The organism is Streptomyces sp. NPDC101227 (genome assembly GCF_044767545.1).
Lineage (GTDB): Bacteria > Actinomycetota > Actinomycetes > Streptomycetales > Streptomycetaceae > Streptomyces.
The window spans coordinates 244,455-257,535 of the sequence record NZ_JBIWOD010000010.1 but is presented as its reverse complement, the minus strand read 5'-3'; the positions used below and the strand labels follow the sequence as shown (position 1 = coordinate 257,535).

At 67.1% G+C, this 13,081-nt stretch carries 8 protein-coding genes and 1 pseudogene; 7 read left to right on the top strand and 2 right to left on the bottom strand.

The window, feature by feature from the left end:
* Window positions 1-40 precede the first annotated feature (40 nt).
* From ACIRPT_RS24600 to ACIRPT_RS24590, 3 genes and pseudogenes are all read left to right on the top strand, one after another.
* Window positions 41-779, top strand: a pseudogene (locus ACIRPT_RS24600) (putative T7SS-secreted protein); the annotation flags it as partial.
* 123 nt (window positions 780-902) lie between these two features.
* Window positions 903-1,625 (top strand): DUF6531 domain-containing protein, encoded by a 723-nt coding sequence (locus ACIRPT_RS24595; protein ID WP_403830616.1) that lies wholly within the window; start codon window positions 903-905, stop codon window positions 1,623-1,625.
* 189 nt (window positions 1,626-1,814) lie between these two features.
* Entirely contained in the window at window positions 1,815-2,702 is an 888-nt protein-coding gene (locus tag ACIRPT_RS24590) for a GNAT family N-acetyltransferase (protein ID WP_403830557.1), read from the top strand.
* Between the two features lie 196 nt (window positions 2,703-2,898).
* On the opposite strand, the gene ACIRPT_RS24585 is transcribed toward ACIRPT_RS24590, so the two are convergent.
* Window positions 2,899-3,363 (bottom strand): hypothetical protein, encoded by a 465-nt coding sequence (locus ACIRPT_RS24585; RefSeq protein ID WP_403830554.1) that lies wholly within the window; start codon window positions 3,361-3,363, stop codon window positions 2,899-2,901.
* Between the two features lie 75 nt (window positions 3,364-3,438).
* On the bottom strand, window positions 3,439-4,644 hold the full coding sequence (locus ACIRPT_RS24580) for a GDSL-type esterase/lipase family protein (protein WP_403830552.1): 1,206 nt from the start codon (window positions 4,642-4,644) through the stop codon (window positions 3,439-3,441).
* A 1,462-nt stretch (window positions 4,645-6,106) separates the two neighbouring features.
* On the opposite strand from ACIRPT_RS24580, the gene ACIRPT_RS24575 reads away from it, so the two are divergent.
* From ACIRPT_RS24575 to ACIRPT_RS24560, 4 genes are all read left to right on the top strand, one after another.
* A complete protein-coding gene (locus tag ACIRPT_RS24575; protein WP_403830550.1) occupies window positions 6,107-6,460 on the top strand; it encodes a hypothetical protein in 354 nt (117 codons plus the stop codon).
* Between the two features lie 132 nt (window positions 6,461-6,592).
* Window positions 6,593-7,132 carry a Ku protein gene (locus tag ACIRPT_RS24570; RefSeq protein ID WP_403830547.1) on the top strand — a complete coding sequence of 180 codons (540 nt, stop codon included), beginning with the start codon at window positions 6,593-6,595 and terminating at the stop codon, window positions 7,130-7,132.
* Between the two features lie 1,256 nt (window positions 7,133-8,388).
* Entirely contained in the window at window positions 8,389-9,123 is a 735-nt protein-coding gene (locus ACIRPT_RS24565) for a WXG100 family type VII secretion target (protein WP_403830544.1), read from the top strand.
* The gene (locus ACIRPT_RS24560) at window positions 9,120-13,034 is read left to right on the top strand and encodes a DUF6531 domain-containing protein (protein ID WP_403830542.1); all 3,915 of its coding nucleotides are present in this window, start codon (window positions 9,120-9,122) and stop codon (window positions 13,032-13,034) included. The genes ACIRPT_RS24565 and ACIRPT_RS24560 overlap by 4 nt, the downstream gene beginning before the upstream one ends.
* The last annotated feature ends 47 nt before the right edge of the window (window positions 13,035-13,081 follow it).

Sequence of the window (13,081 nt, the reverse complement as noted above, 5' to 3'; positions counted from 1 at the left end):
CGCACATCCACTGCTGCACAGCACAACGGGGGAAAGAAACATGGGCATCGGCGACGTCAAGGACGGCATCAATTCCGCAGCCGACAAGGTCGGCGAAGCGGTCGATGGCGCAAAGAAGGCAGTCGGCGAGGGCATCGAGTACGCGGCGGACAAGACCGGCGATGCCCTCGACTATGTAGGTGCGCACGACGCGGCCGACTCGGTCCGCTCCGCCGGCGAGGATGCCGCCGACGCGCTGGGCGCACAGGTCGACGAGCGGCAGCTGGGCGAGAGCGACGATCCCAAGGAACTGATCCACGGCGACGTCGCCAAGATCAATGAATCCGCGGCACATCTGAAGGACTTCGCCGCGGCCTTTGAACGTGTCGGCCAGGGAATCCGCAAACTTGATGCCGGATCCTGGAAGGGCAAGGCCGCCGAGCTTCCATGAGAAGTTCGATGCGCACCCCAAGCAGTGGATGCGGACCGCGGACGCCTGCGAAGCGGGCTGGAAGGCCCTCGATGCGTATGCCGAGACCGTCTCCTGGGCCCAGAAGAAGGCCCAGACAGCCATCGACACATGGCAGGAAGCCCAGGACAGGGGCAAGAAGGCGTACGACGCGCACTGCCATCAGGTCGATGCCTACAACGCGAAGGCGAAGGCCTACAACAGCGCACTGAACAGCGGGTCAGATCCGGGCGCCAAGCCCCAGAAGCCGGGCGATTTCAAAGATCCTGGAGAATCAGGCCGCAAAGAGGCCCAGGAAATCCTCAAGAACGCCCGCAGCCAGCGCAACGAAGCCGCCGAGAAGGCAAGCCACGCGCTGAAGAACGCGCTGGAACACGCCCCGAAGGAACCCAAGTTCCTGACACAGGCGGCCTGGGACACCGCTGACGGACTGGCCGAGGGCAGCCTCACCCTGATGCATGTCGTCGGCGGTGCAGGCAAGGCCGCGGTCGAAACAGTCAATCTGTTCCGTACGCTGCACCCGGGTGAGCCATACAACATGGCCCATCCCCACCTGTACCTGGCCAACGTCGCCAAGACCGGCCTCGGCCTGGCCAGTGCCGCCGCCCACCCCGGCCGCATGGCCAAGGGCATGCTCGGTGACGGCTGGGGCAGCGACCCAGGCGACGCCTTCGGGGCCTTCATCGCCAACCTCGCCGGCGGCAAAGGCGCCGGGGCCATCGGCAAGGGATTCCTGAAGGCGGGGGCGAAGGACGCAGCCAAGAGCGCCGCGCGAGAAGCCGTCAAGGAAGGCGGCAAGCGCACCGTCATGGACCGGCTGCGCACCAGGTGGTGCAAGACCTGCGGCAACGACACCATCGACATGGCCACCGGCCGGATGATCCTGCCGCAGACCGACATCACCCTCCCCGCCAGCCTCCCCCTCACCTTCAACCGCACCTTCGAGTCGTCCTACCGCACCGGCCGCTGGTTCGGCCCAACGTGGATGAGCACCGTCGACCAGCGCCTGGAGATCGACGCCGAAGGCGTCATCCTCATCGGCTATCGAGCTCGGCACGCGGCCAAGTGCGGCATCAATCGCCTCAAGCGCCACCGGGCCGTGGCCACGAGGTACGACAAGCTCGCGGTCCGCTACGAGGCAACCGTGCTGGTCGCGGCCATCAACGAGTGGCCGTGACCGCACGCTCGCACCGGTCTTTTCGATAACCCTTTGCCGAGGAGCCGATGGGCCAGCTAGGTTCTCCCAGCCGTCCGAAGTTGCTCGGGACCGGCGCTGTCGACGAGGAGGTGTGGAGCACATGCGCAGGAGTGCCCAGCAGTTGAGTCCGCGTACTGACCTTGGCCACTTCCTCACGACGGAGACACCTTGTCGTTTCGCATCACCCCACTGACCGACCCCGCTCACGGCGCGAACAGCCGGCGTCTTGCATGGCTGGCGTCCGACGCCGACCACATCCCCGTCGGAACCGCCTTTCTGCGCCTGTTCAACAGTCCCGGGCAGGAGCACCTGGCTGAACTCACCCTCCAGGTTCATCCGGCGGAGCGACGTCAGCACGTCGGTTCGCAGCTCCTGGACGCCGCCGTGGCCGCCGCCCGGGACAACGCCCGCCGCTGCGTCATTGCGCAGGCCGAGGCCGGATCGCCCGGCGACCAGTTCCTGGTGGCGCGCGGTTTTCGCAAGGTGCTCACCTTGCGGTTCTCCCGCTTGCCACTGGCCGATGTGGACACCACCGCCCTCGCCGAGATCACCGAGCGTCCGCATCCCGGCTACCGGCTGGCGGCATGGCGGGGAGCTGTCCCCGACGACCTCGCCCTAACGTTTGCCGCCTCACGCCGCGCCATGGACGACATGCCCATGGAGGACACCGACTACGGCACCGTGACCTGGGACGTGGACCGGGTCCGGGCCGCGGCGGAGGCCGTCGAACGACGCGGTGACCAGCTGCACACCGTCGTCGCCGTCGACACCTCCAACAGCTCGATCGCCGGATTCACAGAACTCGTCATTCCCGGCAACGGCACAGGCGATGGCCAGCACTACGGCACCGGCGTGCTGCCCGAGCACCGTGGACACGGCCTCGGCCGGTGGATGAAAGCCGAGTCGATCCGACAGGTCCATGGGCACTATCCGGACCTCGGCGGCCTCCTGGCCGACACTGCCGACAGCAACACGCACATGAGACACATCAACGACAGTCTCGGCTACACACCCACGCGCACGACACACCAGCACCAGCTCGACCTTCAGCGGTGAACGGACGGGCCGGGCCTGGACATCACCTTGCCCGGCCCGTCGGCGCTTTCGATACACGCCCTACTGAAGGGCCCGGAACCGGGGCAGACTCTGCCGCGTCTTGCCGACGGGCTGACCGAAGCCGACCTGGTAAGCATCTGAACGGTCCTCCGAACCCACCTGCCGGCAAGCCCTCCCCGGCAACACCCTGTACCGGTCAGGCGGGGAACACCCCGAAGATCAGCATGCTGGCCATCACGACACCTGCCAGCCCGTACCCCGAGGCCGGCCGAAGCCTCTCCACCCCGCCCAATGCCGCGATGATGCCCGAGCACGCTGCCACGGCGAACGACCACCAGTGCGGATGCAGCGGATCCGAGCCCCACCGGGCCGCCTCCACCATCGCCACCCACGTCAGGTACGTTCCCGCCGCAGCCAACGCGAAGGCCGGGCGCAGACCCAGAAAGCCCATCACCTTCCACAACACCACAGCGGATGCCGCCAGCCACACCAGCAGCGAAATGAATTCCTGGTACGGAATGCACATCTGTCCGGTCGGCTGGCGCTCACACAGTGCGTTTCCCGCGTCCCTCCCCCAGTTCCACAGCGGGACTCCCGCTGCTGCTGCAGCCGCCGTTGCCACGCCGCATCCGGCAATCTGAATCTGCGCGTTGATCTTCACCGATGCCCCCCTGGTCAAAGAAAGGGCCGGGAGACCATGGCGCCCTCCCGGCCCGACTGCTCGTGACAGTTGCGTCTATCCCGCGCTCAAGGTCTTCTCCAGGGCGTCAGCGTACAGTCTGGCCCCTGCGATCTTGGGATGGAGAGACGAGGACCCTACCGGCTGGTCGGTGAGATCGGGGTCATCGCCTGGCGACTTGTCCAGGACGATCGCGTGGATGTCTTCCGGGTCGCCGCAGGCCCCCTTGGCCTTGAAATTGGCGATCGGGTCGGAGAAGACGATATTTGCGCCGGCGTCTGCGGTTGCGCCCTTCATCTCGCTATTCATCACGCCGGACATCTCGTTGATCCATGCCGCCTCGGGCTGGCCGATAGCGGGGATGCAGCCGCCGTCCTTCGACAAGAGCTCGGGGTAGCCCATGAGAACGATCTTGGCATGTGGTGCCTTCGCTCTGATGTCCCTGAGCATCGCGGTGATCGCGGGACGCACCTTCTCCTTGATCATCTTGGGTTCGTAGTCCTTGAGTGGGCCTGGGTCGCCGTCAAGTGTGTCGTCCTGACAGAAGCCGGTCACTCCCAGTACGCAGGCCTGGAAGACCTTCGTGAACCGGGCGTCATTACCGCCGATGGAAATCGTTACCAGCGTGGTGTTCTGGTCCAGGTATCCCTGCTGGATCTGCGGGGCCTCGCCGAAGTGTTGCCCTGTTCCCGATACGTCGTCGGTGACTGCGCCCGAGCACGCGATCAGGTGGTAGTCCATATCCGGATTCCGCGCATCGGCCAGTTCCCCCACCGACTTGGTCATGCCCGGCAATGTCGCCTGGCGTGACCATGCTTTCTTGGAACGGTGGCAGGCGTCGCGCAGCTTGGGGTCATCGCCGAGGATGTCGGTCTCGTGGTAGTAGTCCACCCCGTTGGATTCCGAAACGCCTTCGCCTGAGGAGTAGGAGTCGCCCATGGCGACGACGAAGTTCTTCGGCTTGACCTTGAGAGGGGTGAATCCCACTGCGTCCCAGGCTACGTCTTCGGCTCCGTCGCCGCCGAGCTCATGGGTGGACAGGGACACGCTGGGGGTGCCCGTGAAGTTGAAGACGCCCAGGTCAACCCACTTGTTGGAGCCCACGCGCTGAGGGATGACGCGGATGGTGCTGGTGGAGTCGGTTCCTCCTATCTCGTAGGCGGCCTTGCGGGTGTGCGCGCCGTGGTCGGGCAGGTGGACCATCACTCGTGCCCATCCCTTGAGGGGGGCGTTGTCCAGGGTCCACTTGCCGGTGATGTACATGCGTTTGCCGTCGGCGTCGGTGGGGTGGCCTGTGGTCTTGTCGCGGGTGTGGGAGAAGTAGAAGTGGCCGCCGTAGCCGGCGCCGATCTGGTGGGTGTCTGTCCTCCACGGCCGGGGTGGCGGTGTAGTTGTCGTTCAGGCGGATGCCCATGTAGCGGGCGGCGCCGGTGTCGTTGAAGAACACTCCGCAGATCGACTTGTCGTAGTAGGTGTTCGGGCCGCTGGTCTTACCGTTCGTCCACGTGTAGACGGTGCCGTAGCGGGCGGCCGAGACGGAGATGGTGTAGCTGGAGCCGCACACGTTGGCGGCGGCAGCGGCGGCGGACGGGTTGGCCTCCAGGATTGCCTTCGTGCCCCTCGGCGCTTCCTGGGCCATGGTCAGGCCGTTGGCGCTGCCGCCGGCGAACTGGACGGTAGACGCCGCGCTGTCCGGGCCCGGCGTGGCCGCCGATGCGGTGGCGGCCGGGACGAGGACGGCGCCGATGAGAGCCGCCGCCATGGCGGCCGTGCGTATCACCCTGGTCATTCTGTGTACCCCTGTGAACGCTGGGTTGATGGCCACGAACCCTACGGGTGTACATGAACAGGGAAAGAGTGATTAAAGTCGCCGCCAACGGAATTCGACAAACTGACATTTGGTGGGCTCATCCAGGCAACCACCGTCACATTTCAGGGCTTACGCCAGGCGTAATGCAGGAATCATCCCGGGTGTGCAGCCCGTACAGGGAGCACCGGGCAGGCGGGTGGGCGGGGTGCATACCGCCACTCCACCGATCAGGCGGCCACAAGAGTCTATGTATGGCTCGAATTGACGGCGCATCATGCGCGGCCTGCCGACCGCCCGGAATCCGGTATCGAACGAGGCATTACGAAGTAGCGCGGGTGCATTCCGCATACCCGGAACCTACGGGCCCGACCGGGCAGACGGCAGCCTCGGCCTCAAGGTCCCCGACTACGTCACCGCCGCACCCAATGGGAAGTCCGCCTCACAGGAACCGACGACCCCGCGGGCGTCTACTGCACCCTCACCGGCATCGACACCACGCACCAGCGCGACGCGCGGCTGTATGCCACCGACGACGACATGCTCGCCGCTCGCGTGGCCGTGCCCGAACCCAGCCTCTACCGAATCACCGTCAGCCTCCCACCACCCCCGCCCTCACCCAGCTCGCCCTCGCCGGCCCCGGGCAAGCCACACCCGTATACACCTGAACAAGGCCGCTGGCGACCGACGTTCAAAGCCCCGATGACACCCGAGGGCGCTTCGTGAGCCCACCCCTTCGACAATACGCGCGCATGTTCGAATTACGTGGAAGGTGCCACGTCACGCCGGGACGTCACCCGTGTGACTGAGTGCTCTGGTTGGTTCGTGAGCGTTGTAGTTGGCCTGAGCGGTTGCGGGCCAACGACAGCGCAGCCATAGGCGGGCCCGGAGCGGTGAGTCACCTGCGAAAATCATCGGGTGAGCAAGAGTGAGCCATCCGACGTCGAGTACGCCTTCGTGCTCAATGCGAGCGAGATCGACATCCTTCCAGGAGTTCGAGGAGACCTGGAAGATCCTCTGGCATCCGGGCCCGCGGCGGATTTGGCGCCGATCCTCCTCGCGCTCGTCGACCGCGGGGTGGTCGAGGTCTGCCGGTACGTCCCTTGGACGGCGCCCGACGGCACTGACGGCTGTCAGCCGGGCCCGCCGATCTCACGTGAAGACCTGCCCGGTGTCCTTGCCTGCGCCCAGGAGTGGGAATACCCAGACAACTTCGAGTGGCTCGGCAGGCTCACACTGGTTCTTACCGATCACTACCGGCAGGGCGGATGAGCGCGTATCTGGCCGGGCGGGCCAACAACAACACTCAGTCACACCCGCCCGGTCCACCGTGGTCCGCGCTGCGGCCGGGCAGGACCGGCGAGAGGCTGGACATATGGCCACCAGCTCGCCTCCCAGAGCAGTGTGGACCGGTGCGATCACTTCGGTCTGGTCGTACTGCCCTGCCGCCTCTACCCGGCGACCGAGGAGCACGCGGTCCGGCTCTGGGAGATCCACAAGACCGATGCCGGGCGGAGCCGTCACCGGCGGGTGTGCGGGATCGACGGCCAGGAGGTGCCCTGCGAAGACGTCGGCCGCGGCTACGAACTCGCCGACGCCGGCGTCGTGCCCCTGACGGAGCGGGACCTGGAGCGGCTGCCACTGCCGACCCGCCACCAGGTCGACGTCCTGGGCTTCGTGCCGGCCGACGACATCAACCCCATCCGCTTCGCCAGGCCCTACTACTTCGTCGCACCCGACGGCGAAGCCGCCCAGCACGCCTACACCCTGCTGACCGCCGCGCTCACCCACGCCGGGGCAGTCGCCGTCTGCAAGGTGGCCATCCGCACCCGCGAGCGCCTGGCCACGCTCCGGCGCCCCGGCACGGCACGCTCGTCCTGCACACACTGTCGTGACCCGACGAGATCCGCGAACCCCACGCACACGCCCCTACGGCGCCAGTGACCGAGCGGGAACTGCGGCTCGCCGTCGAGCTGATCGGCGGCCCTAACCGGTCCCTGCTGTCGCGCTGATCGTCGAGGCGGGCCATCAGGTCGGGCCAGTGCTCGGACCACCACGCCAGATCACTCGCGGTCAACGACCATCTCGAACGCAGGGCTTCGTCCGGCAGGAAGCGGACGCAGGTCCCCGTGGTCCCATCGGCCCCGACGGGCACCAGATCGCTCACCGGGACGCCGTGCTCATAGCGCCGGGTCCAGGATCCGTTGAGGCGGGGGTTGGTATGGATCAGCCACTCGCTGCGCGCTGCGACAACAGACATGCCGCGACGCGGATATCCGTCCGGAAGCCGTTCCGCCTCCGGGAGATCAAAGAACCGAAGATCCTTCGTGGCCATGACCGGCTTCTTCACCACCCGGCCATGCTCGTCGATTCGAGTGTCGGTGCCGCGGCCGTCCTTCACCGACACCGAGCCGTCGGTATGCAAAGTGATCACACACCGTCCGCCGCCCCTGCTCGCTGCCTCGTCAGCGGCGTAAGCAACGATCTCTGGAACAAGGTGTCCCGGCCCGCCCGGAGCGAATTCTGCAGACCTCTGGCGGATCAGGCCGAGATGGTCCGCGTCCACGGTGCCGGCCCTATCGCGCGTGGTGTTGACTCAGGAAGCCCTTGATCCATCCATCCGACAAGTACCCGTCGGGCTCTTGTTCAGGCTGCCGGAACGAACCGCTCAGCAGTGATCGTCAAGACGGGCGCGGTGCTCTCTCCGAGATCGGCGAGAAGGCCGAGAATTCGGTCGGACAGTGCCAGGGCAGGGTGGCCGAACGGCTTACGGTGCGGGCGTGTAGGTCACGATCGTCTTCCGGCAGCTGGCCGCGAGCTCGTGCAGCTCGGCTCCAAGGGACTCTTGCGAGAACGAGCCCCCGGACGTCGGCGGCACCCGTCGCCCGCGGCCGCCGCCCTAGGGTCTGTCCGATGGGTCAGGGCCGGGCCCGCGGAAGACGCCCGCGGTGTGGAGTCCGGCCCGGGCCCGGGTGCAGGGGCGCGGTCTTTTCCTTCGTGGCGGGTGGCGATGTCGCGCCATTGCCATGCGGGAAGGCGGTGGCAAGGCCGATGGGCGCGCGGTCCCAGGTGGATCAAGAGGCCCCCTTCCCGGGAGGTGTATTCATAGCCGTTTTTAGGGTCTGACTTTGCATTGCCATTTCTCGGCCTTGAATGACACCTGATGAGCTGTCATGGCAGTGACCAGGGGGAGGAGCAGTATGGCGATCGAGCTGCCTGAACAGGTGGTGTCGTTCCTCCAGTTCATCGGGGTGAACTGGCCGAACATCGACGAGGACAAGGTCCGCGAATTCGGGTCTCAGGTACAGGATTTCGCGCAGAAGGTGGACGACACCCACAAGGACTCCACGTCCACGGTGAAGCAGTTGCAGGACGTGTACCAGGGCGCGTCGTACGAGGCGCTGCTGACCAAGTGGGGCCAGATGTCGGACAGCCACATGACGGAGCTGGTCAACGCCTGCCATGTGGTGGCCGATGCACTGGACATCGCGGCCGACACGATCGTGGCGATGAAGCTGGAGGCGATCACCGAACTGACCGTGCTGGCCATCACGTTCATCGCCGACCAGGCCGCCGCAGTCGCCACGCTCGGGATCGCGGAGGCGGCCGAGGCGCTGGTCGTGGAAGCGGCCGAGAAGCTGATGGACTACCTCGTCCAGCAGCTGGAGCAGTACATCATCGGCCAGGTCATCGAGGCGGCGATCAATCCGCTGGTCGAGACGGTCGGCAAGGCGGTGGGCGGTCTGGTCTTCCAGGCCGCCGAGTCCGCCCTCGGGGTCTCCGCCGGTGGGGCCGGGGGGCGTGCGGGGGAGAGTTTCTCCATCCACCCCGAGGCGTTGCACGCACGTGCGGAGAAGCTGCACGAACATGCGCGGACGGTGGCGTCGCACGCCGCCGAATTCGAGACGAAGGCTGCGGGGGCGAGCTTCGAATGAGCAATCCGATCGTCAAGGCGCTGGAGCACGCCGCCGAGAAGCTGGGCAAGACCCTCGGCAAGGACGCGGGCAAAGCGGTCGAGGACATGTACCACGGGGCGGGCACCCGGCTGAAGAAGGTCGCCACCAACCACGCCGAGAACGACGCCAAACACGCCCGGGAAATGGAGAAGCTCCTCAAGGGCGGCAAGGAAGACATGCCGCACGCGCCCCACGCCGGCGGCTCGATCGGTCACCCCGGAGGCGGTACGCCGGGCGCCGGCGGTAAGAGCGGCAAGGAGCCCAACGGGACGGCGCGTGACCAACTCAAGCAGGATCACCCGAACAACAACACCCGACACGATGACTCCGTCGAGGAGTGCGGCGACCCCGTCGACGTCGCCACAGGACGGGTCTTTCTCCGTCAGACCGACATCACCTTGCCCGGCGCCCTACCGCTGGCCTTCACCCGCAAGTTCGAGTCGTCGTACCGTGTGGGCCGCCACCTCGGTCCTTCCTGGTCGTGCACCGTCGACCAGCGCCTGGAGATCGACGACCGAGGCCTGATCTTCGTCACCGAGGACGGTCTGCTGCTGTCCTACGCCGTCCCCGAGCCCGGCGAGAGCGTGCTGCCGGCGACCGGACCGCGCTGGCCCCTGACCCGGAGTGTGCGAGGGGACTGGGCGGTCCACCAACCGGAAACGGGCCACACCCGCTACTTCGCCCCGACGCCCCACACGCCGGGCGTCGCGCTCCTCGACGAGATCTGCGACCGCAACAACAACTGGATCGCCTTCGATTACGACGACCACACCGGCGCCCCGCTCGGCCTCCGCCACTCGGCCGGCTACCACCTCACGTTCACTAGTGACGAGGACACCCGCATCACGGGAGTGCGTCTCGCGGGTGCCGGGGACGACGGCAGTGATGTCCTGATCGCGTCCTACACATACGACGCCGCCGGGAATCTCGCCACGGTCACCCGTTCGTGCGGCATCCCCACTCGTTACGAGTACGACGATGCTCACCGCATGACCGCCTGGGTCGACACCAACAACAGTCGCTACGAGTATGTCTACGACGCCGGCAGCCGTTGCATCCGCCAAGGTGGCACCGACGGGCACTTGAGCTACCGCTATGACTACGACGCAGTCGACCCCGGCACCGGTCACCGCATCACCGCCGCCACCAACTCCCTCGGCCGCACCGCCCGTTATCTCATCAATAAGCGCCTCCAGGTCGCTGCCAAGGTCGACCCGCTCGGCAACACCACGTACACCGAGTTCGACGCATACGATCGGGTGCTACGGACCCGTGACGCACTGGGCCGCACCACTCGTTACACGTACGACGAGGGGGGACGCCTCGCCACCGTGGTGCGCCCCGATGGCCGCGAGTCCGCGTCCACGTACAACGAGTTGGGCCTGACCGTCTCGGTCCGGGACGTGGAGAGCGGCCTCTGGCGTCACGAGTACGACGAGCGCGGCAATCGGACCCTCTCGATCGATCCCAGTGGCGCGACGACCGGCTACGCCTACGACGCGCGCGGCCATCTGGCCGCCGTCACCAACGCCCTCGGCGAGACGACACGCGTCGAGTGCAATGCGGCCGGGCTCCCGGTCGCGGTCACCAACCCACTCGGTGCGGTGACGCGATTGGACCGCGACGGCTTCGGCCGCACGATCGCGGTCACCAATCCGCTGGGCGAAAGGACGCAGCTGGTCTGGACCGTCGAGGGCCGGCTCGCCGAGGGCATCGCCCCGGACGGCTCCCGGGAATCGTGGGCCTACGACGGTGAAGGCAACTGCCTGTCCCACACCGACGCCTCCGGTGGCCGCACCCGCTCCGAATACACGCACTTCGACCAACTCCTCGCCCAGATAGGGCCGGACGGGGCCCGTCACGAGTTCACCCACGACACCGAGCTGCAGCTCGTCCAGGTCACCAATCCCCAGGGACTGACCTGGACCTACGACTACGACGCCGCTGGCCGTCTGGTCGGCGAGACCGACTTCGACAGCCGCACCCTGCGCTACACGCACAACGCGGCCGGGCAGCTCGCCAGTCGCGTCAACGCCCTCGGGCAGACCATCTCCTTCACCTACGACGACCTGGGTCGGATCGCTGAGAAGAACGCCGACGGCCACATCACCACCTACACCCACGATGCCGCCGGCCGCCTCATCCGGGTCTCCAGCCCCGACGCAACTCTCGTCTACCGTCGTGACCGGCTCGGCCGCGTCGAAGTGGAGGAGTGCAACGGCCGCGCACTGTCCTTCGACCACGACGCCCTCGGCCGTCGCCGCCGCCGAACCACCCCTAGCGGTGCGACCAGCACGTGGTCCTACGACGCGGCCGGCCGCCGGACCGGCCTCACCGCGTCGGGCCACGCCCTCGCGTTCGAACGCGACGCCGTCGGCCGCGAACTCGCCCGGCACCTCGGCGCGGACCTGTCCCTCACCACCACCTGGGACGCCGCCGGCCGTCGCGCCACCCAGACCCTTCTCGCCGGAGCCGGAGCCGGTGCCCCGGCCGGTACAGGGACCGGGACCCGCTCGCTGCAACACCGCTCGTACACCTACCGGCCGGACGGCAATCTGATCGGCGTCGACGACCAGCTCAACGGCCCCCGCAGCTTTGACCTGGACGTGGCCGGCCGCGTCACCACCGTGCGGGCGGCGGACTGGACGGAGACCTACGCCTACGACGAGGCCGGAAACCAGACCCAGGCCGACTGGCCCACCACCCATCCGGGCTCGGCATCGCACGGGGCCCGTACCTACGAGGGCACCCGCATCACCGGTGCCGGACAGATCAGCTACGAGCACGACGCCCAGGGCCGCATCACCCTCCGCCAGAAGACCCGCCTGTCCCGCAGGCCCGACACTTGGCGCTACACCTGGGACGCGCAGGACCGCCTCACCCATGTCGTCACCCCCGACGGCACGACCTGGCGCTACCTCTACGACCCGCTCGGCCGCCGGTGCGCCAAACAACGCCTCGACAACGACGACGCCGTGGTGGAGCAGACTGACTTCACCTGGGACGGCACCACTCTCGCCGAGCAAACCACGCTCCTGTCAGGGCACACCCGTCGCATCGTCCTGACGTGGGATCACGACGGTCTGCATCCGATAGCCCAGACCGAGCGAAAGATGACCGCTCACCCGCCGGTGGCCGAGCCCGGCCAACAGGATGCGGCCCACGCTTCCCAACAGACCATCGACCAGCGCTTCTTCGCCATCGTCACCGACCTCGTCGGCACTCCTACCGAACTCGTTGACGAGTCCGGCGACATTGCCTGGCGTACCCGAAGCACCCTGTGGGGGACCACCACCTGGAATGCCGATGCCCGCGCCTACACGCCGCTGCGCCTCCCGGGGCAGTACTTCGACCCGGAGACCGGCTTTCACTACAATTTCCACCGGTACTACGACCCGGAGGCCGCCCGGTACGCGAGCGCCGATCCGCTCGGCTTGGCCCCGGCGCCGAACCCCGCCGCGTATGTCCGCAATCCGCATCGCTGGACCGACCCTCTCGGGCTTTCGTGCAAGGACGGGGACGATGAATCCGGCGAGCCGACCCCCGGCATCGCCACCGTCCACTATCACGGCGAAGGCAACCACTTCAGCGTGGAAGTGACGGATGGCGACCGGGTGACCCACACCCATCTCATGCCGCATGACGGGGAAGCCGTGGTCGAGCCGTACGTGGGTTCCCCTAGTATCGTCAGCCGCGATCTTGACCTTCCCGATGCCAGAGCCGCACTCAATTTCCAGCGCGACAACCAGGGGAGCTGGGGCCCCTACCACCCACTCGGGAACAGTTGCCTGACCTACGTCGCGCACGTGCTCCGAGCGGGAGGGGCCGATGTGCCGGAAGGGAAGGCGGCCATCCCCTGGGCGCGGAAGTTCATGGCCGGCGGGCAGTAGATCCTTACCGCTGGACACATGAGCCAGGCAATGTGGCCACCCCATAC

What these genes read in the sequence shown, in the direction of transcription:
- ACIRPT_RS24595 (WP_403830616.1), top strand. Translation starts at nt 903, where the DNA reads ATGCATGTCGTCGGCGGTGCAGGCAAGGCCGCGGTCGAAACAGTCAAT.
- ACIRPT_RS24580 (WP_403830552.1), bottom strand. Translation starts at nt 4,644, where the DNA reads ATGTACATCACCGGCAAGTGGACCCTGGACAACGCCCCCCTCAAGGGA.
- ACIRPT_RS24560 (WP_403830542.1), top strand. Translation starts at nt 9,120, where the DNA reads ATGAGCAATCCGATCGTCAAGGCGCTGGAGCACGCCGCCGAGAAGCTG.
- ACIRPT_RS24565 (WP_403830544.1), top strand. Translation starts at nt 8,389, where the DNA reads ATGGCGATCGAGCTGCCTGAACAGGTGGTGTCGTTCCTCCAGTTCATC.